Origin of the sequence: Kribbella speibonae, assembly GCF_004331375.1 — a bacterium.
Lineage (GTDB): Bacteria > Actinomycetota > Actinomycetes > Propionibacteriales > Kribbellaceae > Kribbella > Kribbella sindirgiensis.
The window spans coordinates 97,250-121,120 of the sequence record NZ_SJKC01000009.1 but is presented as its reverse complement, the minus strand read 5'-3'; the positions used below and the strand labels follow the sequence as shown (position 1 = coordinate 121,120).

Annotated in this window: 22 protein-coding genes; 11 read left to right on the top strand and 11 right to left on the bottom strand. The window is 69.7% G+C overall.

The window, feature by feature from the left end; all coding sequences use genetic code 11:
- Positions 1 to 77: 77 nt before the first annotated feature.
- Entirely contained in the window at positions 78 to 827 is a 750-nt protein-coding gene (locus tag E0H92_RS41445; protein ID WP_131460604.1) for an SDR family NAD(P)-dependent oxidoreductase, read from the bottom strand.
- On the bottom strand, positions 824 to 1,819 hold the full coding sequence (locus tag E0H92_RS41440) for a hypothetical protein (protein WP_202874100.1): 996 nt from the start codon (positions 1,817 to 1,819) through the stop codon (positions 824 to 826). The genes E0H92_RS41445 and E0H92_RS41440 overlap by 4 nt, the downstream gene beginning before the upstream one ends.
- Before the next feature lie 94 nt (positions 1,820 to 1,913).
- On the opposite strand from E0H92_RS41440, the gene E0H92_RS41435 reads away from it, so the two are divergent.
- The 4 genes from E0H92_RS41435 to E0H92_RS41420 all read left to right on the top strand — a co-directional run bounded on the left by E0H92_RS41435 (position 1,914) and on the right by E0H92_RS41420 (position 5,682).
- The gene (locus E0H92_RS41435; protein ID WP_131460603.1) at positions 1,914 to 3,113 is read left to right on the top strand and encodes a metal-dependent hydrolase family protein; all 1,200 of its coding nucleotides are present in this window, start codon (positions 1,914 to 1,916) and stop codon (positions 3,111 to 3,113) included.
- Between the two features lie 77 nt (positions 3,114 to 3,190).
- Complete coding sequence (mshA, locus tag E0H92_RS41430) at positions 3,191 to 4,441, top strand: D-inositol-3-phosphate glycosyltransferase (RefSeq protein WP_131460970.1); 1,251 nt, start codon at positions 3,191 to 3,193, stop codon at positions 4,439 to 4,441.
- Positions 4,438 to 4,926, top strand: coding sequence for a type III secretion system chaperone family protein (locus tag E0H92_RS41425; protein ID WP_131294132.1), 489 nt, complete (start codon positions 4,438 to 4,440; stop codon positions 4,924 to 4,926). Before mshA ends, E0H92_RS41425 begins: the two co-directional genes overlap by 4 nt.
- Before the next feature lie 9 nt (positions 4,927 to 4,935).
- Entirely contained in the window at positions 4,936 to 5,682 is a 747-nt protein-coding gene (locus E0H92_RS41420) for a phosphoglyceromutase (protein ID WP_131500167.1), read from the top strand.
- Between the two features lie 170 nt (positions 5,683 to 5,852).
- On the opposite strand, the gene E0H92_RS41415 is transcribed toward E0H92_RS41420, so the two are convergent.
- Both E0H92_RS41415 and phoU read right to left on the bottom strand, forming a co-directional pair.
- On the bottom strand, positions 5,853 to 6,086 hold the full coding sequence (locus tag E0H92_RS41415; protein ID WP_131500166.1) for a hypothetical protein: 234 nt from the start codon (positions 6,084 to 6,086) through the stop codon (positions 5,853 to 5,855).
- 97 nt (positions 6,087 to 6,183) lie between these two features.
- Positions 6,184 to 6,891 (bottom strand): phosphate signaling complex protein PhoU, encoded by a 708-nt coding sequence (phoU, locus tag E0H92_RS41410; protein ID WP_131500165.1) that lies wholly within the window; start codon positions 6,889 to 6,891, stop codon positions 6,184 to 6,186.
- A 196-nt stretch (positions 6,892 to 7,087) separates the two neighbouring features.
- On the opposite strand from phoU, the gene E0H92_RS41405 reads away from it, so the two are divergent.
- The 3 genes from E0H92_RS41405 to E0H92_RS41395 all read left to right on the top strand — a co-directional run bounded on the left by E0H92_RS41405 (position 7,088) and on the right by E0H92_RS41395 (position 10,080).
- On the top strand, positions 7,088 to 8,305 hold the full coding sequence (locus tag E0H92_RS41405; RefSeq protein WP_131460599.1) for a sensor histidine kinase: 1,218 nt from the start codon (positions 7,088 to 7,090) through the stop codon (positions 8,303 to 8,305).
- Positions 8,302 to 8,979, top strand: coding sequence for a response regulator transcription factor (locus tag E0H92_RS41400; RefSeq protein WP_130383318.1), 678 nt, complete (start codon positions 8,302 to 8,304; stop codon positions 8,977 to 8,979). The genes E0H92_RS41405 and E0H92_RS41400 overlap by 4 nt, the downstream gene beginning before the upstream one ends.
- 81 nt (positions 8,980 to 9,060) lie before the next feature.
- Positions 9,061 to 10,080, top strand: coding sequence for an iron-siderophore ABC transporter substrate-binding protein (locus E0H92_RS41395; protein WP_131460598.1), 1,020 nt, complete (start codon positions 9,061 to 9,063; stop codon positions 10,078 to 10,080).
- A 94-nt stretch (positions 10,081 to 10,174) separates the two neighbouring features.
- Here E0H92_RS41395 and E0H92_RS41390 read toward each other — a convergent pair whose 3' ends face one another.
- Positions 10,175 to 10,801 carry a hypothetical protein gene (locus E0H92_RS41390; protein WP_131460597.1) on the bottom strand — a complete coding sequence of 209 codons (627 nt, stop codon included), beginning with the start codon at positions 10,799 to 10,801 and terminating at the stop codon, positions 10,175 to 10,177.
- Positions 10,802 to 11,066: 265 nt separating this feature from the next.
- Here E0H92_RS41390 and E0H92_RS41385 point away from each other — a divergent pair, with 265 nt between their 5' ends.
- From E0H92_RS41385 to ispF, 3 genes are read left to right on the top strand one after another with little or no spacing between them, the layout of a single operon-like run.
- Positions 11,067 to 11,552, top strand: coding sequence for a CarD family transcriptional regulator (locus tag E0H92_RS41385; RefSeq protein ID WP_130446326.1), 486 nt, complete (start codon positions 11,067 to 11,069; stop codon positions 11,550 to 11,552).
- An 11-nt stretch (positions 11,553 to 11,563) separates the two neighbouring features.
- Positions 11,564 to 12,262 carry a 2-C-methyl-D-erythritol 4-phosphate cytidylyltransferase gene (ispD, locus tag E0H92_RS41380; RefSeq protein ID WP_131460596.1) on the top strand — a complete coding sequence of 233 codons (699 nt, stop codon included), beginning with the start codon at positions 11,564 to 11,566 and terminating at the stop codon, positions 12,260 to 12,262.
- Positions 12,259 to 12,729, top strand: coding sequence for a 2-C-methyl-D-erythritol 2,4-cyclodiphosphate synthase (gene ispF / locus E0H92_RS41375; RefSeq protein WP_131500164.1), 471 nt, complete (start codon positions 12,259 to 12,261; stop codon positions 12,727 to 12,729). The genes ispD and ispF overlap by 4 nt, the downstream gene beginning before the upstream one ends.
- Positions 12,730 to 12,785: 56 nt before the next feature.
- Here ispF and E0H92_RS41370 read toward each other — a convergent pair whose 3' ends face one another.
- On the bottom strand, positions 12,786 to 13,784 hold the full coding sequence (locus tag E0H92_RS41370) for a nitrilase family protein (protein ID WP_131500163.1): 999 nt from the start codon (positions 13,782 to 13,784) through the stop codon (positions 12,786 to 12,788).
- 70 nt (positions 13,785 to 13,854) lie between these two features.
- Between E0H92_RS41370 and E0H92_RS41365 the strand changes: the two genes are divergently transcribed.
- Positions 13,855 to 14,721, top strand: a complete 867-nt coding sequence (locus tag E0H92_RS41365; RefSeq protein WP_131460593.1) for a LysR family transcriptional regulator — start codon at positions 13,855 to 13,857, stop codon at positions 14,719 to 14,721.
- Here the strand turns inward: E0H92_RS41365 and E0H92_RS41360 are convergent.
- From E0H92_RS41360 to E0H92_RS41340, 5 genes are all read right to left on the bottom strand, one after another.
- Positions 14,718 to 16,022, bottom strand: a complete 1,305-nt coding sequence (locus E0H92_RS41360; RefSeq protein ID WP_131500162.1) for a M1 family metallopeptidase — start codon at positions 16,020 to 16,022, stop codon at positions 14,718 to 14,720. The genes E0H92_RS41365 and E0H92_RS41360 overlap by 4 nt on opposite strands.
- Complete coding sequence (locus E0H92_RS41355) at positions 16,022 to 19,954, bottom strand: Pls/PosA family non-ribosomal peptide synthetase (protein WP_131500161.1); 3,933 nt, start codon at positions 19,952 to 19,954, stop codon at positions 16,022 to 16,024. The genes E0H92_RS41360 and E0H92_RS41355 overlap by 1 nt, the downstream gene beginning before the upstream one ends.
- Positions 19,955 to 20,128: 174 nt before the next feature.
- Positions 20,129 to 20,893 (bottom strand): FHA domain-containing protein, encoded by a 765-nt coding sequence (locus E0H92_RS41350; protein ID WP_131500160.1) that lies wholly within the window; start codon positions 20,891 to 20,893, stop codon positions 20,129 to 20,131.
- A gap of 1 nt (position 20,894) precedes the next feature.
- Positions 20,895 to 22,646 (bottom strand): serine/threonine-protein kinase, encoded by a 1,752-nt coding sequence (locus E0H92_RS41345; RefSeq protein WP_131500159.1) that lies wholly within the window; start codon positions 22,644 to 22,646, stop codon positions 20,895 to 20,897.
- Positions 22,643 to 23,809, bottom strand: a complete 1,167-nt coding sequence (locus E0H92_RS41340) for a neutral zinc metallopeptidase (protein WP_238173821.1) — start codon at positions 23,807 to 23,809, stop codon at positions 22,643 to 22,645. The genes E0H92_RS41345 and E0H92_RS41340 overlap by 4 nt, the downstream gene beginning before the upstream one ends.
- Between the last annotated feature and the right edge of the window lie 62 nt (positions 23,810 to 23,871).

Sequence of the window (23,871 nt, the reverse complement as noted above, 5' to 3'; positions counted from 1 at the left end):
TCACCCCCCACTTTGTGCATCAGATCCGTACGACGTGGCGCCCGCGGTGCGGACGTGGTGCACAAAGTCGGCGGGGACTACTGCTCGCGGTGGACCTTGTGCTGGGCGGCCTGGGCTCGGGGGCGGACGGTGATGCGGTCGATGTTGACGTGGGCGGGGCGGGTGGCGATCCAGGCGACGATGTCGGCGACGTCGTCGGACGTGAGCGGTTCGCGGACACCGGCGTACACGGCGTCGGCCTTGGACTGGTCGCCGCCGAAGCGGGTCAGGGCGAAGCCTTCGCTCTGGACCATCCCGGGCGCGATCTCGCTGACCCGGACCGGCTGGTCGTACAGCTCCAGGCGGAGCGTGTCGACGACGGCCTTCGCGCCGTGTTTCGCGGCGACGTACCCGCCGCCGCCCTCGTACGCGACCTGGCCGGCCGTCGACCCCATCACGATGATCGTGCCGTGCCCGGCGATCAGTGCCGGAAGCAACGACTTCGTGACTGCGGCGACCGCGATCACGTTCACCTCGTACATCCGCCGCCAGGCATCCAGATCGGCGTCGGCCACCGGCTCGAAACCGAACGCCCCACCGGCGTTGTTCACCAGCACCTGCAACTCGTCGCCGACCGCCGCGCTGAGTGCGGCGACGTCCTCGGCGGACGTGACGTCGCACTGCACCGCGCGGCCGTCGATCTCCTTGGCCAGCGCCTCGATCCGGTCCAGCCGCCGGGCGGCGCAGATCACCTCGAACCCCTCGCGGGCGAGGTACCGCGCCGATGCGGCCCCGATCCCACTGCTAGCACCGGTCACCACTGCCAGAGGACGATCGCTCGAAGTCATACCCCAAGTTTCTCAAAGCCCTCGGCGCGCTCGACGGGCCGTCTCACGGGTCGCCGTGCCGCCGTGATCACACCGGCCAGCGCAACCAGGCTCACGGCCAGGAATCCGCCCAGGAGACCCAGCGTCTGTACGTCGGGGTGGATCAGCGCCTGCCCGCGGAACGCCTGGACGGTCACGGTGATCATCACGCCGGTGTACCCGAAGGCCGCGACGCCGACCAGGCGGTGCCGGACACGCTCCGGACGCAGCCACTCGACCCGCGCGGCGAGCAGGCTCAGCGCGAGGACCGTCAGCAGCAGGAAGTGGATCGCGTGCAGCCCGACGAAGTGCGGGATCCGCAGGTCGCCGCCGACCGTACTCCAATTCGTCAGCGGCATCCCCGGACCGCCCGCCTCGACGCCGATCCCGTGGCTGCCGCCGAGCGTGACCGGGTGGCCGTAGGCGTCCGTGACCTCCTGCCGCGCACCGTTCGAACCCACCAGGTAGAACGCGAGCGCCATCCCGGCGACCGCCAGCCCGATGCCGACCCGGATCGCCCGGTTCAGCGGCGCGTCGCCGATCCGCTGGAACAGCAGCATGATCGCGATCACCAGACTCGCCCCGAACAGCCCCATGACGCCGGACATGAACACCTGCTGCCCGACCTGGTTGAAGGTGTCGGTGTTCGCGTTGAAGTGGCTGAACGTCCCGCGCGCGGCCTGGACGGCGATGAACCCGACGTCGACGATCCCGGTGACCGCGAACACGGTCCCGGTCCACCAGCCGAAGCGTTTCGCCTTCCGCAGCTTGGAAAGCAGCCACGCGAGCGTCGCTCCGTACAGGACGAACGACAGGCCGAACTTGAACGGTTTGAGCCACACGGACTCGTTGAGGATCTCCCGGCCGTCGAGCGCGAGACCGACGCCGGCGGTCAGGACGAGACCCGACATGGCGAGCACCATCAGCATCAACGGGCGGTGCCAGGACCTGACTTCTTCGAGGACTGTACGCATGTGATTCATGCTGTCCGGGAGCAGCGCGCGAAGCAGTGGTGCGAATCCGCCTCCTGGGGTGGACGTAGACCCACCCTGAGAGAGACTGCGGGACATGATCGCGTTGCGGGCGGACCGGATCTTCGACGGCGAACAGCTCCTCGACGAGAACGTCGTACTGCTGGACGACTGCAAGGTCGTCGCCGTCACTCGCGACGACGTCCCACCGGACGTGCCGGTGCGTGACCTGCCCGGTACGACGATCCTCCCGGGCCTGATCGACGCCCACGTCCACCTCACGGCCGATGCCGGACCGGGCGCACTCGACCGCCTCGGCAGCCTGCGCATCGCCGCCGAGACCGCCGGGCTGGCCGCGACCAGGCGCGCCCTCGCCGCAACCATCGAGCAGTCGCTGCGCCGCCACCTCGCGGCCGGCGTCACCACCGTCCGCGACCTCGGCGACCCGTTTGACGCCGTCCTCAAATGGCGCAAGCAGGCACCGGCCAGCCTCCCGGCGGTCGTCGCATCCGGTACGCCGCTCACCAGAAAAGGCGGGCACTGCTGGTCACTCGGCGGCGAAGTCACCGGCGTCGACGAGATCCGGGCCGCCGTGCGCGCAAGGGCCGAGAACGGCGCGGACGTCATCAAGATCATGGCGAGCGGCGGCGCGTTCACACCGGGCACCGACACGATGAGCCCGCAGTTCACCGACGACGAACTGGCGGCCGCAGTCGCCGAGGCACGCGCGATCGGTCTGCCCATCACGGCGCACGCACACGCCCTCGCGGCCGTCCGTCAGGCGGCGGAAATGGGCGTCGACGGGATCGAGCACTGCACGTGCCTCACGCCCGACGGCGTCGTCATCGACAACGAGCTGCTGACCGCGCTCGACGGAATCGCCGTGTGTGGCACGCTCGGCTCCGACCGGTCGATCGTCGTACCGCCGCACATCCTGGAGATGGTGGCGAAAGCCGGTATCAGCGAAGCCGGCCTGCAGCAGGCGGTGCGCCGGCTGTACGACGGCGGGGTTCGGATCATCGCCGGATCGGACGGCGGTATCGGTCCCGCGAAACCGCACGGGCTGCTCCCCGCCACCCTCGCCGAGTACGTGGAGGCCGGCCTTCCGCCCACAGCCGCGCTCGTCGCAGGCACCTCCTCCGCCGCGGACGCGCTCCGCGTGAACAAGGGCCGCATCCGGCCCGGTGCGGATGCGGACCTCCTCGTCGTACCAGGCGACCCGACCCGCGACATCACCACGCTGGCCCGCCCGACAGTCGTCTACCTCGCCGGCTGGGAGGTCACGCCCGGGGGATAGGGAGAAGTCCCGATTCCCGGCTGACGGTGCGGAGTTACGCTGACCGGGTGATCGAATCTCCCCTCCGGCGGGTCGCGATGATCAGCCTGCACACGTCACCGCTCGACCAGCCGGGGACCGGGGACGCCGGCGGGATGAACGTGTACGTCGTGGAGCTGTCCAAACAGCTGGCCGGCCTGGGGATCGAGGTCGACGTCTTCACCCGGGCGACCGCGTCGGCGCTGCCGGCCCGGGTCGAGCTGATGCCCGGCGTGACCGTCCGCAACGTCGCCGCCGGCCCGTACGAGGGCCTGACGAAGAACGAGCTCCCGGCCCAGCTGTGCACGTTCGCGCGCGCCGTCCTGCGCGCCGAGGCGATCCACGAGCCCGGCTGGTACGACGTGATCCACTCGCACTACTGGTTGTCCGGGCAGGTCGGCCTGCTCGCCCGCGACCGTTGGGCGGTCCCACTGGTTCACACCATGCACACGATGGCCAAGGTGAAGAACGCCAGCCTCGCGGACGACGACGTACCCGAACCGCCCGCGCGGCTGATCGGTGAGGAGCAGGTCGTCGAGGCCGCGGATCGCCTGCTGGCCAACACCGGCGACGAGGCCCGCGAGCTGATCGACCTGTACGGCGCCCAGCCGGCGAAGGTCGGCGTGGTGAACCCGGGGGTCGACTTGGAGCTGTTCCATCCCGCGGATCAGGCCCTGGCGCGGCGTGAGGTCGGGTTGCCCGAGGATGCCGTCGTACTGGCGTTCGTCGGTCGGATCCAGCCGTTGAAGGCGCCCGATCTGCTGATCCGGGCGGCGGCGCGGATGCTCGAGCGGGACCCGTCGCTGCGGTCGCGGCTGGTGGTCGCGATCATCGGCGGGCCGTCCGGCAACGGCATGGAGCACCCCGAGTCGCACGCCGAGCTGGCGCGGGCGCTCGGGATCTCCGACGTGACGAGATTCGTGAAGCCGATGGAGCGTTCTCGGCTCTCTTCTTGGTACCGCGCGGCGTCCGTCGTGTGCGTTCCGTCGTACTCGGAGTCCTTCGGGCTGGTCGCGCTGGAGGCCCAGGCCTGCGGTACGCCGGTGGTCGCGGCGGCCGTCGGCGGCCTGAGTACGGCGGTGCTGGACGGGCGGACCGGGTTCCTGGTCCGCGGGCACGCGGTCGACGACTTCGCCGACGCGCTGGCGCGGATCGCGACGGATCCGGCCGTCCGCGAGAGCATGAGCCACGCGGCGGTCGGGCACGCACGGGGGTTCGGCTGGGAGCTGACCGCGCGGAACACGCTGGCGGCGTACCGGACCGCCGCGACGACGATGGCGGCGGAGATCGCCGCGGAGGTAGCCGGGTGAGAGTTTCAGCGGCGGACGTGATCCGCCAGGTGCTGACCGAGAACGAGCTCGAGTTCACCGAGAGTGAGCCGGGTGTCTTCAGCGCGGACCTGCCGGGGGAGCGGAAGCTGAAGACCACGGTCTCGCTGACGGTCGGCGCGCAGGCGGTCCAGGTGCACGCGTTCGTCGCGCGGCACCCGGACGAGAACCACGCGGCCGTGTACCGGTGGCTGCTGGAGCGGAACCTGAAGATGTACGGCGTCGCGTTCGCCGTCGACCACCTGGGCGACATCCACCTGGACGGACGGGTTCCGCTGCACGCGATCACACCTGGTGAGGTCGACCGGCTGCTCGGCGCGGTGCTCGAGTACGCCGACTCGTCGTTCAACACGATCCTCGAACTGGGCTTCGCGTCGTCCATCCGGCGCGAGTACGACTGGCGGGTGGCACGCGGCGAGTCGACCCGAAACCTGGACGCGTTCAAGGGCTGGCTGGAGCCTCGATAGCATGCGGGTATGACCTATCGCCTGATCCTGCTCCGCCACGGCCACAGCGACTGGAACGCCAAGAACCTCTTCACCGGCTGGGTCGACGTCGACCTGAACGCCCAGGGCGTCGAGGAGGCGCATCGCGGCGGTCAGTTGCTGCTCGAGCGTGACCTGCTCCCCGACGTACTGCACACCTCGGTGCTGCGCCGCGCGATCCGCACCGCGAACATCGCGCTCGAGGAGGCCGGGCGCCAGTGGATCGACGTACGGCGCTCCTGGCGGCTGAACGAGCGGCACTACGGCGGCCTGCAGGGCAAGGACAAGAAGCAGACCCTGGAGGAGCTCGGCGAGGAGCAGTTCATGCTGTTCCGCCGTTCGTACGACACGCCGCCGCCGGCGATCGAGCGCGGCTCCGAGTTCGACCAGGCCGGCGACCCGCGGTACGCCGCCCTCCCGCCGGAGATCCTGCCCGCGACCGAGTGCCTGAAGGACGTCGTCGAGCGGATGCTGCCCTACTGGTACGACGCGATCGTGCCGGACCTGCGGGACGGCAAGACGGTGCTGGTCACCGCCCACGGCAACTCGCTCCGCGCCCTGGTCAAGCACCTCGACCACCTCGACGAGCAGACCGTCGTCGGCCTCAACATCCCGACCGGCATCCCCCTCTACTACGAACTCAACGACAACTTCGAGCCCCTCACCCCCGGCGGCGAATACCTCGACCCCCAAGCAGCCAAAGAAGCCATCGAAGCCGTCAAAAACCAGGGCCGCTAACTCCGCACCTGCAAACGCCACGCCTCCGGCGCGCCTGCCTTATTGCCGGCTCCGCCGGGGGCGCGGGATGGTCTGTTGCGTGCACGCTCTGGCGCCAGAGCCGGCGTTGCGGTGGGGTTGAACAGGCTATTTGCTGTTCAACCCCGCCCTTTCCCGAGCACTGGCTTTCGTCAGGTTGGCGACGGCGGGTTGTTGAGGTCCACGCTCCGGAGGTAGTCGAGCCTGGCCTGCAGCTCAGGCCGGTCCGCAAGCACCTGCGCGCTGCCCTCGAGGAGCTCGAGCTCGGCCCGCAGCAGCTCCTTCATCCGCCGCTCGACCGCGTCCAGATGCTCCCGCATCTCGGGCCCGCTCAGAGCCGACACGTCGGTGTTGATCAGCCGGTCGGTCTCGGATTCGTCGCTCATACCGCTGAACCTATCCGCCCCACCCGAGTACCGGGTTGCCGCGCAAGCGAAAGGCGCCCCCGGCAACTTCTGCCGGGAGCGCCGTTGTTGGGTTGGGTCAGTTGCCGTTGGGGTTGGGGGTTGAGGCGCCGGCGCCGGAGCCGGCGGCGGTGCCGCCGATGGCTACTGGGAGTTCGCCGGTGACGAGGTAGACGACGCGGCGGGCCATGGCGACCGCGTGGTCGGAGATGCGCTCGTAGTAGCGGCTGAGCAGCGCCATGTCGACGGCGACCTCGACGCCGTGCGGCCAGGTGTCGTCCATCATCAGGCGGAACTGGTTGGTGCGCAGCTTGTCCATCTCGTCGTCGCTGGCCTCGAGCCGCCCGGCCGCCTCGACGTCGCGGGACGCGATCACGTCACCGGCGGCGTCGACCATCTTGCCGGCCACGGACCCCATCGCCTCGATCACGTCGTGCAGCTCGGCCGGGATCGCCGGCGCCGGGTACCGCATCCGGGCGATCTTCGACACGTGCGCGGCCAGGTCGCCCATCCGCTCCAGGTCGGCGACCATCCGCAGCGCGGCGACCAGCATCCGCAGCTCGTTGGCGACCGGCGACTGCCGCGCCATCAGCTCGAAGACCTTCTCCTCGACACCTTCACCGGCGGCGTCGAGCTGGATATCGGCCGCGATGACCTCCTCGGCCTTGCGGATGTCCGCCTCCAGCAGGGCCGACGTCGACCGGCGTACGGCGGTGGACACCGTCCGCGTCATCCGCTCCAGCTCGGCGAGGATGTCGTCGAGCTGCTCGTGGTACGTGTCACGCATGGTGTTCGATTCCGATCTGTGGTGTCCGGTGCCGCGGAGGAGACCAGCACGGTACCCCGCTCATCGGTGACCGTACGGCGTCGAGGTTGCCGGACGGCGACGAGTGGTGAACGACCGATGAACAGTTAGGTCGTGTCCCGGTCATCCGGTGATCATTCGGTCTTTCCCTGCTGGTTGCCCGCGTAGCATCGTTGCCGTGGACCCCACGCTGGCTGCGGTGCTGGGCGGCGTCATCGGCGCGGCCCTGGCCCTGCTTTCGCTCGGCGCGATGATGCTTTCCGAGCGGGCGCAGCGCAAGATCCCGGAGTCCCCGGAGCCGGCTGTACCGTCAGGCGTCGCCACCGTGCTGTCCGTACTGCGTTCGAGCGCGGTCGTGATGGGCCCCGAGGACCAGGTGCTGCAGGCCAGCGCCCCGGCGCATGTGCTGGGCATCGTCCGCGGTGAGCGGCTGGTGGTGGACGACATCCTGACCATGGTCCGGCAGGTCCGCCGCGACGGGGAGATCCGCCAGCAGGACCTGGAGATCGTCCGGGGCCGGCTGGGCGCCACGCAGTACGTCAGCGCCCGGGTGGCGCCGCTGGGCAGCCAGCTCGTGCTGGTGCTGGTCGAGGACCGCACCCGCGAGCGCCGTCTGGACGCGATCCGGCGGGACTTCACCGTCAACATCAGCCACGAGCTGAAGACCCCGGTCGGCGCGCTGATCCTGCTCGCCGACGCGGTCTCGGAGGCCTCCGACGACCCGGAGGTGGTGCAGCGGTTCTCGGACCGGATGCGGGTCGAGGCGTCCCGGCTGAGCCGGCTGGTCAAGGAGATCATCGAGCTGTCCCGGCTGCAGGGCGACGACCCGCTGGAGAACCCGGGCCCCGTCGACATCAACGGGGTCATCGAGACCGCGGTGGACCGCTGCCGGATCGACGCCGAGGACCGCGACATCAAGATCGTGGTGAAGACCGAGCCCGAGCTCGAGGTACTGGGCAGCGAGGACCAGTTGGCGATGGCGATCGGCAACCTGGTCGAGAACGCCATCAACTACAGCCCGGACGGCACCCGGGTCGCGGTCGCCGCGCACCCGATCGGGGACCTGGTCGAGGTCACGGTGTCCGACCAGGGCGTGGGCATCCCGAGCAGCGACCTGGAACGCGTCTTCGAGCGCTTCTACCGAGTCGACCGGGCCCGCAGCCGGGAGACCGGCGGCACCGGCCTCGGCCTCTCGATCGTCAAGCACATCGCCTCGATCCACGGCGGCGACGTACGGGTCTGGAGTGTCGAGGGCCAAGGTTCCACCTTCACCGTGAGACTCCCGTTGCGGCTCGAACCCGCACCGGGCCAGACCGACTCCGCCAGCCAGGAGGAGCCGGCCATTTCCCTGACGCCTACCCCGTCGGGGCAGAAGACAAAGGAGACAGCTTCGTGACCCGAGTGCTGGTCGTCGAAGACGAAGAGAGCTACAGCGACGCGCTGTCCTACGTGCTGCGCAAGGAAGGGTTCGAGGTCGCCGTCGCGGAGACCGGACCGGACGCGCTGGACGAGTACGACCGCGCCGGTGCGGACATCGTCCTGCTCGACCTGATGCTGCCGGGTCTGTCCGGCACGGAGGTCTGCCGGGCGCTCCGCAGCCGGGGCAACGTCCCGGTGATCATCGTCAGCGCCAAGGACACCGAGGTCGACAAGGTCGTCGGGCTCGAGCTCGGCGCGGACGACTACGTGACCAAGCCGTACAGCCCGCGGGAGCTGCTGGCCCGCGTCCGCGCCGTACTGCGTCGCGGTCAGGACGTCGAGCTGCTGCCGGACACCCTCGAGGCCGGCCCGGTCCGGATGGACGTCGAGCGGCACGTGGTGACGGTGTCCGGGACCGAGATCCGGCTCCCGCTGAAGGAGTTCGAGCTGCTCGAGATGCTGCTGCGGAACACCGGCCGGGTGCTGACCCGCGGTCAGCTGATCGACCGGATCTGGGGCGCCGACTACGTGGGCGACACGAAGACCCTGGACGTGCACGTGAAGCGGCTGCGCTCGAAGCTCGAGAAGGACCCGTCGAATCCCGCACATCTCGTCACGGTGCGTGGGCTCGGCTACAAGTTCGAGTCCTGAGTCACACCCCCGCGGGTCGCGATGGCCAGCGGGGTTAGCTTAGGCTCTCCTTAGTTGAGGCAAATCTAAGGAGAGTCACGTATGTCCTGGTCCCGTACCAAGGTCGTCAGTGCGGTGACCGCCGTACTGCTCGCCACGACCACGCTGGCCGCCTGCGGCAGTGACGGCGACAAGCAGGCCGAGAGTTCGGCCGGTACGGCCGGCTCCGGGTTCCCGGTCACGCTGAAGAACACGTTCGGCGACACGACGATCACCAAGAAGCCGGAGCGGATCGTCACGCTCGGCTGGAACGCCCAGGACGTGGTCTACGCGCTCGGCGAGACCCCGGTCGGGATGCCGAAGGTCACCTACGGGCCGACCGCCGACGGCACCACCGCGTGGGACGCGGACAAATTCGACAAGTCGAAGACGACGTTGCTGGACACCGGCGACAAGTACCCGTTCGAGAAGATCGCGGCGCTGAAGCCGGACGTCATCCTGGCCCCGTACGAGGGCTTCGACGAGGCGACGTACAAGACCCTGAGCGGGATCGCGCCGACCGTCGCGTACCCGGGGGCGCCGTGGCAGACCACCTGGCAGGACCAGACGCTGCTGGTCGGCGAGGCGCTCGGCAAGAAGGCCGACGCGGAGAAGCTGATCACCGGGATCCAGGACAAGATCAAGCAGGTCGCGGCCGAGCACCCGGAGTTCAAGGACAAGACCATCACGGTCGGCTCGTTCGGCCCGGAGAACTACATCTACATGCCGGGTGACCCGCGGGTGCAGATCCTGAACGAGATGGGCTTCAAGAACGCGCCGGGAGTGGAGGCGCTGGAGAAGACCAACACGAAGAAGGAGTTCTCGCTGACGGTCAGCAAGGAGAAGGTCGCGGACGTCGACGCGGACGTGCTGATCGCGTACGTCGACGGGATCGGGACGCAGAAGTTCCTGGCCGACCCGGTCTACTCGTCGCTGAAGGCGGTCAAGAGCGGCGGCGCGTACGCGCTGCAGGACCAGCAGGTGATCTCCGGTATGAGCGCGGTCAGCGTGCTGAGCGTCCCGTGGGTGCTCGACAAGGTGCTCCCGGGCCTCTCGAAGGCGGCCGCGGCGAGCAAGGGCTAAGACCTGGTACGGCGAGCCTCGGCCACAGGCTCGCCGTACCAAGCAGAACGGGCCGTCCCGCGCCGGGGCGGCCCGTTCTGTCGTTCTGAGAGAACTACTCGGCGGCGGCCGGGGACGGGGAGTAGTGGTCGTCGGTGAGGACCGGGACGTAGGCGGAGACCGGCGCCGCGCTGCCGAAGGTGATGGTCACGTTGACCATCTGGCCCGGCTTCGCACCGGTCACGATGATCGCCGGGCCGGCCTCCTCGGCACCAGGGGTCGGCGCCGAAGGAGTCTCGGTGGCCGTCGGCGTGGCGCTCGGGGTGGTCTCAGCGGCCGGGGCCTCGGTGCCGGTGCCCGGCAGGACCAGCGCGGTGTGCGGCTCCAGCTCCAGCGGCTCCGTGAGGCCGGTGAACTTGACCTCGCCCGGCTGGTCGGAGCCGGCCTGGCCGTCCGCCGTCCCGGGCGCGGCCTGCTGGATGCTGACCAGGGTCTCGGGGGTGTCGCCGTCGTTGACGATCACGCTGTGCAGTTCGCCCTTGCCCTCGGCATCGGCCAGCACCAGCATGTTGCGGACCTTCACCTGGCCGGACTCGACATTGGTGCCCTCGGCGGCCTGGTACGGCTGCAGGGTCGGCGCGGAGAAGCTCGCGCTGCACGCCGCCAGCGCGATACTGAGAGTGGCGGCGGCACCCGCCAGCGCGGTACGCCGGGCGAACCGCGAGGACAACGTGATCGGCACTGGAATCCCTCTCGTGCAAGCTGTTTCGTGACCGCGAGGCAGCGGCCTCCGGCGCCCCACAGCGTAGCCCTCGGGGTCGGCGAGGCGGACGCCGGGACCCCGCCGCGGGGGTGCCGCGGTGATGTCGAGAGCAACGGTGCGCGCGCGCACGAGGCATGTGAGAGAGCGTTTGTCAAGGCGGGAAGTGGGCCCTGACCAGCGCAAACACCCGAACCGGACCACCGACCGCGTGGTAGGATAGATCTCGGAAAGGGGCACTTCACACATGACTTTCACAGTCGGCGAGACGGTTGTTTACCCCAATCACGGAGCGGCCGTCATCGAGGACATCGAGACCCGTCAGATCAAAGGTGAGGACAAGACCTATCTGGTCTTGAGGATCGTCGCTCAGAACGACCTGGTCGTCCGGGTCCCCGCGTGCAATCTCGATCTCGTCGGCGTGCGTGACGTCGTGGATCAGGCCGGTCTGGAGCGCGTCTTCGACGTGCTGCGGGCGCCGCACACGGAGGAGCCGACCAACTGGTCGCGACGTTACAAGGCGAACCTGGAGAAACTGCACTCCGGTGACGTGCTGAAGGTGGCAGAGGTCGTCCGCGACCTGTGGCGCCGTGAGCGTGACCGTGGTCTGTCCGCCGGTGAGAAGCGGATGCTGGCGAAGGCTCGCCAGATCCTGGTCTCCGAGCTGGCCCTGGCCGAGCACACCAACGAGGACAAGGCCGAGGCCATCCTCGACGAGGTTCTCGCCTCCTGAAGTAGCTCAGCATGAGTAGCGCGGTCGTGATTCCCGCGGCCGGGCTAGGGCTGCGACTGGGTGGTGAGACCCCGAAGGCGTTTCGAGAGGTCGGTGGCGACTCGCTGCTGGTCCACGCGGTGCGTGGGCTGAAGGCAGCGACCGCCGCCGACCTCGTCTGTTTCGTGGTCGCCGTACCGCCCGGCTCCGAGGAGACGGTCGGCAAGGAGCTCACGCCGTACGTCGGGGACGCCCAGCTGATCGTGGTGGCCGGCGGCGCGGAGCGGCCCGCCTCGGTGCGGGCGGCGCTGGACGTGGTGCCGGTCGACGGGATCGACTGCATCCTGGTCCACGACGCGGCGCGGGCGTTCGTCCCGGCCGACGCGATCGAGCGGGTGGTGGCGGCGGTGCGAGCCGGCGCCGAGGCCGTCGTACCGGTGGTTCCGGTGACGGACACGATCAAGCGGGTCGGGCCGACCGGTGACGTGGTCGACACGCCCGATCGGTCGACGCTGGTCGCCGTCCAGACGCCGCAAGGGTTCGCTCCTGATGTGCTGCGGCGCGCGCATGCGGCCGGTGCCGACGCGGGCGTGACCGACGACGCGATGATGTGTGAGCGGATCGGGGTGACCGTGCGGACGGTCGAGGGCTCGCCGGACGCGTTCAAGGTGACCCGGCCGCAGGACCTGCTGCTCGCCGAGGCGCTGCTGGCGGAGCGGAGGATGGCGTGAAGGTTCCACGGGTCGGCAACGGCATCGACGTACACCCGTTGGAGGAAGGCCGCCCGATGTGGCTGGCCGGTCTGCACTGGCCGGACGAGCCCGCCGGGCTGTCAGGTCATTCGGACGGCGACGCGGCCGCGCACGCGATCTGTACGGCGTTGCTCACCGCCGCGAAGCTGGGTGACCTGGGATCGAACTTCGGGACCGCCGAGCCCGAGTGGGCCGGTGCGACCGGGGTCGCGCTGGTGGCGGAGGCCGCGCGCCGGGTGCGGGCGGCCGGGTTCGAGATCGGGAACGTCACGGTGCAGATCGTCTGCAACCGCCCGCGGATCGGTGCCCGCCGCGAGGAAGCGGAGAAGGTGCTGTCCGCTGCCTGCGACGCCGAGGTTTCGGTGAGTGCGGCAACGACCGACGGTCTAGGCTTCCCCGGCCGCGCCGAAGGAATCGCCGCCATCGCCACCGCCCTCATCTACTGACCCACCCCACCCTCTTTGTGCACCCACCAACCATCCGCCTCGTCTTTGAGCACGCATCAACCGTTTTGCGGGCCGATTTCTGGTTGGTGGGGGCTCAAAGACGGCACTGGGTCGGGGGAGAAGCGGGCTGCTCGGGGGTCTAGTTCGTTGCCGATGGGTTGGGTGAGGGGCGTGTAGAGCTCGGGGCGGCGGCCGCGGAGCCAGCGGCGGCCGGTTGCGAGGGGCACCAGTTCCAGGTCCAGGTCGGCAACGACGATGGCCTCGGCAGGTGCGGGCGTCTCCGCGACGATGCGGCCGTACGGGTCGAGGATCATCGCGTTCCCGGTCCGGAGTTCGTCGTCGTCGCGGCCGACGCCGTTGCTGAACAGGACGAACATCCCGTTGTCGTGCGCCCGCGCCGGCAACCATCGCATCAACCAGCCTCGCCCACTCGGCCCGTTGAAGGCCTCCTCGATCGTCGCGCGGTCGCCGCTCGTCCACACCTCGAGCGGGATCGGCTTCATCCCGTGCGGGCTGCGTGAGTTCGTCCCGCCGGTCTGGTGCGGCGCGATCAGGACCGTTGCGCCGAGCAACGCGGTGATCCGGACGTTCTCCACCAGGTTGTTGTCCCAGCAGATCAGCACCCCGGCCCGGAACCCCCACGGCGTCTCGAACACCGTGTACGTCGATCCGCTCGCGATCTCCTCGTGCTCGAACGCGTGCAGCTTCCGGTGCACGTGAACGGTCCCGTCGGGCAGGCAGACGGCGTACGCGTTGAACAACTTGCCGTCGGCCTCCTCGAGGAATCCGACCCCGATCCCGGCCTCGAGTTCCTTGGCGAGAGCAACGACCTGGCTGACCAGCGGTCCGTCGGCGGGCTCGGCGAGCTCGCGCAGCCGAGCCGCGGTGTGCCGCCGGAGGTGCCAATAGCCAAGCAGACACATCTCCGGGAACACGATCAGCCGGGCGCCGTCGCCGACCGCCTGCCGGGCGAGCCGGTCGACGGTCGCGAGATTGGCGGCGGGCTGGTCAGGGGCCGGTTCGAACTGGACCACGGCGGCGCGGAAGGTCGTCATACGCCCATCGAAACGCCGAGGCACCTATGACGTCCAATAGCGATTCGGGGCGATTCCATATCCTGGGGTTATGGATCTCCGTCTGCTGCGGGCGTTCGTCACGGTGGCCAGGTTGCGGAACTTCAGCGCCGCGGCCGCTGAGTTGTCGACCAGTCAGCCGGCCCTGACCAAGCAGATCCAGGTGCTGGAGCGCCGAGTCGGCTCGGTGCTGTTCGTCCGGGGCCGGCACGGCGCGCGGCTGACCCCGGCTGGAGAGCTGCTGCTTCCTGACGCTCTGGAGTTGCTGGACCGCTCCGAGGCCTTCGAGCGACGGGCTGTTCAGGTGGCGTCCGGGGCCGAGGGTTCGCTCGCGATCGGGTTCGGGCTGTCGGGGATCGAGCTGGCTCCGCGGGCGGTGGCGCTGTTCCGGAGCCGGTGGCCGGGAGTAACCATCTCGCTCGAGGACATGTCGTCGGCGGTGCAGTGCGAGCGGCTGCTGGCCGGGAGCTTGCAGATCGGATTCGTCCGGTTGCCGGTGCCGCCCGGCCTCGAGCACCTGCGGTTACGACGTGATCGGCTCACCCTCGCCGTACCGGCCGACCAGCAGTTGCCGCGGGACCTGATCGGCTGGATCGACGCGCGCCCGCTGATCCGCCTGACGCCGGATCGTGGACCGGGCCTGACCGCCCAGATCAACACCCTGTACGCCGAACTTGGTTGCCACCCGCACATAGTCCAGGAAGCCGGCGACCTGCAGACCGTCCTCGCCCTGACCGCTGCCGGTGCCGGGCCCGCCGTCGTACCGCAGACCGCCGAACGGATCGCGCCGCCCGAGGTCCGCCTGGTCCCGCTCCCGGGTCGCGCGGCCACCTGGTGGACCGGCACCGCCTGGGCCACCAGAACCCCGCTCACCGAACGCTTCGTGAAAGTCGCCGCCGAGGTAGCACGCGCCGGCTAGCGTTTCCGGGGCAGAGGTGGGAGCTCGTAGGAGTCCAGCCAGGCGGCGAACAGGTGGCGTAGGGCCTCTTCGTCCGGGCTGAAGGTGGTGGCCAGCGCGATGAAGTCGGCCGTCGTGACCGAACCGTGCCGGTGGGTCTTGGTCCAGGTACGAAGGAGTTCGAAGAACGCGTCGTCGCCGAGGTGCCTGCGCAGTACGTGCAAGGTGATCGCACCGCGTTTGTAGAGGCGGTCGTCGAACATCAGGTCCGGGCCGGGGTCGGACAGCAGCAGGTCCTGTGGGAGGCCCTTCAACCGCGTGTGCGCCTTCGCCGCCTGCTGGTCGGCGGTGAGCCCGCGGGACTCGTCCGACCACAACCACTCGGCGTAGCAGGCGAAGCCCTCGTTGAGCCAGATGTGCTGCCAGTTCGCCGGCGTCAGGCTGTTCCCGAACCACTGATGCGCCAGCTCGTGCGCGACCAGCCGCTCCGACCCGTTCCGGCCGTCGACGTGGTTGCTGCCGAACACCGAGATGCCCTGCGCCTCGAGCGGGATCTCCAGCGGGTCGTCGGTGACCACGACCGTGTACCCGCCGAACGGGTACGGCCCGAACTGCCGGCAGAACAGTTTCATCATGTCCTGCTGGCGCCCGAAGTCGTGCCGGAACTCGCGGCTCCGCCCGGCCGGCAACACGCCCCTGATCGTCACGGGCGAGGCCGCCAGGTCCACCTCGTCGTACCGCCCGATCTGCACGGTCGCGAGGTACGTCGCCATCGGCGCGGCCTGATCGAACACCCACGTCGTACGGCTCGCCTTCACCCGGCGCGACACCAGCCGCCCGTTCGCGACGACCTGGTACGGCGAGTCCGTGGTGATCGAGATCCGGTAGTGCGCCTTGTCACCGGGGTGGTCGTTGCACGGAAACCACGTGGCCGCACCGCTCGGCTGGCTGGCGACGATGACGCCCTCAGTGAGCTCTTCCCAGCCGAGCTCGCCCCACGGGCTGTCCTCGGGTTTCGGGTTCCCGTTGTACTGGACGTCGACCGAGAACTCGGCGCCGTCCGGGATCGTCGTCGCCGGAGTGATGTGCAGCTTGCCGCCGCGATGGACGTACCGCTGCGGCCGGCGGCCGTTCACCGTCACCTTCGACACCCGGAGCCCGGACAGGTCGAGGCTGAGCCGGGAGAGCGCCTGGGTGGCGAACGCCGTGATCGTCGCCTTGCCGGTCAGCCGGTTGCTGCTGACCCGGTAGTCCAGGTCGAGTTCGTACGACTCGACCTTGTAGTCGGTGCTTCCGTGACTGGGCACATACGGGTCAACCATCAGCCCTGCCACGGAGCGATCGGGTTCCCCGCCCAGCGCGTACCGGCCGGAACACCTTCACCACGCATCACGAGAGACACCGGCCCGATGGTAGCTCCTGCTCCTACCGCGGCCGCCGGGAGGACGATGCCGTGTGGGCCGAGAGTTGCCCCGGCCCCGAAGGTGACTGTGTTCATGGAGAGAACTCGATCATGAAATAGGTGCGTTTGCAGCACGCAACCGCGATTCACCGTGGCACCGTCGCCCAGGGTGACCAGATCCGCCTCCGGCAACCAGTACGTCTCGCACCAGACGCCCTTGCCGATCTTCGCTCCGAGTGACCGCAGCCAGAGCGTGAGCACCGGCGTACCGGCGGCAGCGTTCGCGAACCAGGGCGCGGCGACCAGTTCGACGAAGCTGTCGACGACCTCGTTGCGCCAGACGAACGAGCTCCACAGCGGATACTCGACGGCTCTCGTCCGGCCCACGATGACCCATTTGGCGACCGTCGCCATCCCGCCCGCGACCGCGCCGGCGGCGAGGATGACCGCGCCCGACAGCAGCATCGTCCACAGCGGACCCAGCCAGAGGTCGAGCGCCTGCAGCGCGAACAGCACGCCAAGGGCGATCAGCACCGTGCACATCATCGGGACGAACCGGCACAGCTCGACCAGAGCGCGGGCGACCTTGAGTTTGTACGGCGGGTTGAACGTGCGGCTCTGATCACCCGAGACGGCCTGCCGGCGGAGCTTCACGGGCGGCGAACCGAGCCACGACGTACCGGCCTTGGACTTCTTCGGCGCCGCGGACAGCACCGCGACCAGGCCGTTCTTCGGGACGCTCCGCCCCGGGGCCGTCATACCGGAGTTGCCCAGGAACGCGCGCTTGCCGACCTTCGCGCCGGCCACGTGCAGCCAGCCGCCGCCGAGCTCGTAGGAGGCGATCATCGTGTCGTCGGCCAGGAACGCGCCCTCGCCGACCGTCGTCATCTTCGGCAGCAGCAGGACCGTCGACGCCTCGACGTCGCGGCCGATCTTCGCGCCCAGAGCGCGCAGCCACCACGGCGTCAGCAGGCTCGCGTACAGCGGGAAGAGCAAGGTGCGCGCGGAGTCGAGGAGCCGCTCGGTCGCCCAGACCTGCCACCCGATCCGGCTCCGGACCGGGTAGTGACCGGGCTTGATCCCGATGCCGAGGAGCCGTACGCCGATCAGCGTGAGGACCGCGATGGTGGCGAACCCGACCAGCGTCATCAGCGGGATCGCCGCCAGCGCGTGCAACGCCGCGTCCGGCAGCGTCTGCGTGCCGCGCACCGCGTACCCGAGGACGACGAACGCCGCGGCGGCCCCGGCGACCGGGATCAGGGACATCAGCGCGGACTGGGCGCCGTACGCCGCGACCCACCACGGAGCGCGTGCGGGCCGGTGGTCCGGCCACGGGTGCCGCGCGCGGCCGATCCTCGCCGCGGGGGAGCCGGACCAGCGCTCGTTCTCAGGGACGCGGCCGGAGACTGCCGAGCCGGCCATGATCTCGGCGCTGCGGCCGATCTCCGCGCCCGGAAGCAGGGTGCTGCGTGAGCCGACGACCGCGTCGGGGCCGACGGAGATCTGTCCGACGTGCAACTGGTCGCCGTCGATCCAGTAGCCGGCCAGGTCGACCTCGGGTTCGATAGAGGCGCCGCGGCCCATGGTCAGCATGCCGGTCACCGGCGGCAGCGTGTGCAGGTCGACGCCGCGGCCGACCTTCGCCCCGAGCGCGCGAGCGTAGTAGGCGATCCAGGGCGCGCCTGCCAGGTTGGCGGCGCCGGCCGCGTCGGCAAGGTTCTCCGCTGCCCAGAGCCGGACGTGGACGTTGCCGCCGCGTGGGTACGTGCCTGGTTTCAGGCCGCGCAGCAGGATCCGGGCGCCGACGACCGCGATCCCCATCCGGCCCGCCGGGCTGATCAGGATCAGCCAGCCGGCCAGGATCCACCACCACGACACGGTCCGCGCCCACGGGAGCGGGTCGATCAGCGCGGCGAGAAGGTTGTTCAGCGTGAACACGTAGACCAGCCACCGGACGCCGACGACGGTCTGCAGGATCAGGGTCAGCGCGGTCTGCAGGAGCTGCGTGCTCTTCGGGGTCGGCCGGATCTCCCGGAGCTCGACCGGCTCCAGCGTTGCGGGCCGGAAGTCGTCTAGGCGTTCGGCGAGCGCGCCGAGCCGCGGGTACTCGTAGATGTCGCCGACCGTGACGTCCGGGAACCGCTCGCGGAGCGCGGACACCAACTGGGCCGCGGCGAGGCTGCCGCCGCCGTGCAGGAAGAAGTCGTTGTCGGGCCCGGTGACCTTGGCGCCGAGGATCTTCGTCCAGCGTTCGGCCAGCCAGCCCGCGGTCCCGTCCAGCTCGGCGGCCGGGCCGTCACTGTCCATCCCCGGCAGCGGCCAGGGGAGCGCGTTGCGGTCGACCTTGCCGGAGGTCCGGGTCGGCAGCGTGTCGACGACCGCCAGCAGTGGTACGAGCGCCGCGGGTAGTGCTTCACGCAGACGCTCGGTGGCCTTCGCGTTGTCGAAGGCGATGGCCTCGTCCGGTACGACGTACCCGACGAGGAGCTGATTGCCCGCGGCGCTGTTGCGGACGGCGGCCGCGGCGCCGGAGACACCCGGGAGCGCCTGCAGTGCGGCGTCGACCTCGCCGAGCTCGATCCGGCGGCCGCCGAGCTTCACCTGCTCGTCGGCGCGGCCCTGGAACAGCAGGCCCAACGGGTCGGACCGCACCAGGTCGCCGCTGCGGTACGCGCGGTCCCAGCCGAGGGTCGGCATCGGGGCGAACTTCTCGGCGTCCTTGGCCGGGTCGAGGTACCGGGCCAGGCCGACGCCGCCGATGATCAGCTCACCGATCTCGCCGTCGGCCACCTCGTTGCCTGCGGCATCTACAACGGCGAGATCCCAGCCGTCCAAGGGAAGACCGATCCGCACCGGGCCTTCGCCGGTGAGCTGGGCGGCGCACGCCACCACGGTGGCCTCGGTCGGGCCGTAGGTGTTCCAGACCTCCCGGCCCTCGATCGCGAGGCGCTCGGCCAGCTCCGGCGGGCAGGCCTCGCCGCCGAAGATCAGCAGCCGGACCTGGTCGAGGGCGTCCGGCGGCCAGAGCGCGGCCAGCGTCGGCACGGTCGAGACGATAGTGATGCCCTGGGCAACCAACCACGGGCCGAGGTCCATACCGGTGCGGACCAGGCTTCTCGGTGCCGGGACGAGGCAGGCGCCGTGCCGCCAGGCCAGCCACATCTCCTCGCAGGACGCGTCGAACGCGACGGACAGGCCGGCCAGGACGCGGTCGTCGGGCCCGATCGGCTCGCGTGGGAGGAACAGGCGGGCCTCGGCGTCGACGAACGCCGCCGCCGATCGGTGCGTGACGGCGACACCCTTCGGTACGCCGGTCGAGCCCGAGGTGAAGATGATCCACGCGTCGTCGGCCGGCTCCGGTCCGGTGCCGTCGCGTGGGGACTCCGTCGTACTCGTCGCGTCCATGCGGGCCGAGTACGGGTAGTCGAAGGCGCCGTTGGCCGCGTCGTTGTCGGTCATCGGCGCCTGCTGCGGGCGGGTGATCGTGAGCTCGAGTTCGTCACCGACCGTGGCCGCGACGGCGGCCTCGCCGAAGACGAGTTCGGCGCGCTCCTCCGGGTCGTCGGCATCGACCGGGACGTATGCCGCTCCCGCTTGCAGGGTGCCGAGAATCGCTACGTACAGGTCGTTGTGCCCCGACGAGATCCGGATCCCGACGCGGTCGCCGGGTCCGATCCCGGCCGCCGTCAAGCGGCCGGCGAACTTGGTGGTCTGCACCAGCAGTTCGCGATAGCTGAGGCTGACGCTGCCGTCGTCGAGCGCGGGTTCGTCGGCGTAGACGGCGGCCGTCTCTTCGAGCACGTCCACCAACGTCCGCGAGGCCGTCGCCAGGTCCCCGCGTCGCAATGTCACGGGCGGATAATACGCCGCCTAGTTACGGCTTGGATAACCCGAAGCAAACACGTGGGTGTAGCCATCAACCGCTTGTTACACCGGAACGTTGATGGAGTTGTCGCGAGTCATGATGCGGGGCGGTTTGGTCATGTCCCGGACGGTAAGTCCGGTCGCCGGGGACCCCTCCCGAACTCAGTCCTCCAGTACGTCGACGTCCGCCGGGACCAGTGTGGTGGACAGCAGCAGCTCCCGGAACAGGTTGTCGTTGAGCACGTTGCCGACCGGCTCGCCGACCTCCTCCCGAGTCAGCCCGGGTACGCCGTCCCGCGACAGCCGGCTGCGGACGTTGGAGACCAGGTGCTCGACCCGCTTGGCAGTCCAGCCCTCCGTCGGCTGGAGCTCGGCCAACTGGTCCGCGGCCTGCCGCCAGGACAGCGGCAGCGGGTGCAGGTCGTGCAGCAGGTACCGCTGGCCGACCACGATCAACGCCAGCTTCTCAGCCGGAGAGAGCCGCCAGACACGCGGCGGGTGCGTTGCCTCACGCGGCCGCGGTACGGGGCGAGTGCCGCTGTCGCCAACGACGTACACCTCCAGGAGGTGCTCACGTCCACTGGAGCCCTGTACGAAGAGCGGTGTGTAACCGGCTGCGAGAGGTATCGGGTCCTCGCCGGCGAACAGCGCTCGCTGACGTGGAAACCGCACGGGCAGTCGACCGGTCACTGCGACGTACCACTGGCCGCCGCGGTGGCTGATCGAGCCGTGTCTCCGGCTGACGCGCGGGTCGTCCTCGCCGATGCAGACATGCACCTCGGGACGGTTTCGTCCGAACAGGATCGTCCGGTGTGGTCCGGCGTCGACGCTGACACCGCCCGCGACGCTCAGCACGAAGATGGTGCCCGGCTGCGCGGCAGGGACGCCGCCTGCCAGGCTCGTGTGGTTCGGAGGGAGCCGTTCCATCTCAGGCCTTCGGCAGCTTCGCAGCGACGGATTGACCGAGCTTCGTGGCCAGTCCGCACAGTGAGGTCTGCGTACCGGGACCTCTGGCGATCACCGTCACCAGCTCGACCGTATCGGCGTACTTCCGGAACACGATCACCGCCGCACAGGTCCCCGGGCCGTCGTCCTCGCTCGAGATGAACGCGGACCGGCCGGACATGGTCACCGGACGCCCGTCCGACGCGTCCAGCGGCTGGTCCCGGTCGAACCGCACATCCACCGACAGATCGCTCGTCGTACTCTCCCAACCGCACGACCAGCCGCCGAACGAGGTGTCCGGGTTCGTCGCGTCCACCGCCGGGATGAGCTCGAGCGCCTTGTTGTCCAGCAACGTGCAGGCGTCGAGATGCGCCAGCGACGCGGCCGGCAACGGCTGCGGGCGCCGGGGGATCGGACCGGCCTTCAGTACGCCGATCGCTTTCTGCGTCACGGCTTCCGCCATCGCGCAGACATCCATCCCGGACCCGTCGGTGTGCCGGGCTTCGACCACCACGTGTGTTCCGTCCGAGAGCACGAGTACGCGCGCGCAGTCGCCGTCCTCGGCGCGGGCGCGGACGACCTCGGCCAGATTGCCGGTGAACTTCTCCACGGCGCCCTGAGGCAGTTCGTTGTCCGCCTGGTCGAACTCCGCGCGGACGTCGACCTGCTGGGTGCCGGTGCCGTTCACCACCACGTCACACCGATCGAAGTTCCCGTACGCCGGTTCCAGCGTCGCGTCCCCGAACTTGCTCAGCGTCGTCTCGTCGATCAACGCACAGGGATCCACCGTCAACGGATCACCCACCGGACCGGCGACAGCAGTCGTGGGCGCCGCGGACGGCTCGGACGGTCCCGACACCGCCCGCCCGATCAGCACACCCAGGACGGCGACCGCCGCTACGCCGGCAGCCGCTGCCGGGATCACCCATCGCTTGCGTCGCCTGCTCACGGGCGCGGCCGCCGTACCGCCGAGCTCGGTCACGACCTCGGCGACCGACGGGCGGTCACCTGGTTCCACCGCGAGCATCCGCGTGATCAACGGCGTCAGTTCGCCACCGCGTCGCAGCGGCTCGAGTTCACCGCGTGCGGCGCGCCGCAGCACCGCCAGCGGGTTCGGGTCGTCGCCGAACGGCGAGTGGCCCTCCAGCGCCGTGTAGAGCACTGCGCCCAACGAGAACACATCGGATGCGGCCGTCGGTTCGTTGCCGTTGGCTACTTCCGGTGCGAGTTGGGCCGGCGTACCGATCGTCGAGCTGTCCGTCAGCGTCGCCTCGGCCCACAGCCGCCGCGAGATGCCGAAGTCCGCGAGTTTCGCCGTACCGTCCGCGGTGACCAGGATGTTGGCCGGCTTGAGATCGCGGTGGATGATGCCCGCCGCGTGTACGGCTTGTAGTGCGGACGCGATCTGTACGCCGATCCGCGCGACCTGGTCGGGTGGCAGCTTGCCCAGTTCGTCCAGGCCACGCGAGGGCAGGTACTCCAGCACCAGCCAGTGCTCGTCCCCGTCCGTCACCACGTCGAAGATCGTCACCACGTGCGGGTCGTGCAGCCGGGCACCGGTCCGCGCCTCCCGGCGCAGCCGTCGCCCGTCCGGGTCGTCCACACCGGGATGCGCACGCTTCAGCGCGACCATCCGGTCCAGCTGCTGGTCGTGGGCACGCCAGACCGAGCCCATACCGCCCGAGCCGAGCGGTTCCCCCAACAGGTAGCGGCCCCCGATCAGGCGGGCCGTCACTTCACCAGGTCCGCCGACACGGCGAAGGTGTCACAGGCCTTGTTCTCGCCGACGTTGAAGCCGTTCTGGATCCAGAACCCCTGGCTGGTCGCCAGACCGTGCGTCCGCTCGTCCTCCGGCGTGTCGGCCGACTCACCGAAGCTGTTGCTGGACTGCTCCTTGAACTCGTCCAGACGGCTGGTCAGCGGGTACGACTTCGCCACGGCCTTGCTGAACACACCCGCGAAGCAGGACGCCTGCAACTCGTTACGCCGCGAGCTCTCCAGCTTCTTCTCCGGGTGGTCCTGCACGTAGACAGCACGGGCATAGAACAGCCCGGTGACGCCCTGGACGTGGTGGCCGTACTCGTGCGCGATCGTCATCAGGTACGCGAGGTCCTGCTGCGGACCGAAGGCACGGTTCATCTGCTTCACGTCGGTGTACATCACCTGGTTGCCGTAGCAGTAGAACGCCAGGACCCGCCCCGAGAGCGGCGCGAAGTTGCCGCACGGCGTCTGGACCGGCTGGTCGAACACCACCAGACCCGGGTCCGGCTTCTCCTCACCGAGCTCCTTGAAGATCGGCCGCCACGCGTCGTTCAGACACTTGAAGAGCTTCTGGTAGTAGACCTTCTGCGACGCCAGGCTGCCGGTACCGAGGTTCGCCGCCGGGCAGTTCTGCTCCGGCAGCGGACCGGTGCGGTAGACGTCGGCGTTCAGCAGGAAGTCCTCGGCCGTGCCCTTCTCCGGGCTCGTCGTCGGCGTCGGCACGATCGACGGACCGGTCACCTTGGGCTCAGCGGTCGTGTCCGTGCTGCTGCTGTCGGAGCCCAGCAGCGCGGCCACTACGGCCACCGACACGCCGATGAAGGTGAGGAAGATGAAACTCACCAGGACCAGGCGCAGTGCGCCGCCCCGCTTCCGCGGCGGCTGGAACCCGTTGAACTGGCCCGGGCCGCCGTAGTACGGCTGGAACTGACCCTGGAACTGCTGACCCTGGTACTGCTGACCTGGGTACTGCTGGCCCGGGTACGGCGTACCTTGCGCCGGCCCCTGTGGGTACTGGCCCTGCTGCGGCGGCCATGGCGCGGCCTGCGGTGGCGGCAGCACACCAGGCGGCGGGCCGAGTGGCCGGCCCTGCGGTGCGCCCTGCGGTGGGCCGCCGTACCCGTACGGGCTGCTCACAGGTCTGGCCTCCATGTGGTCGGGTCACGCGGGTCGTATCTGGCTGTGGCGAGTTCGCTGCA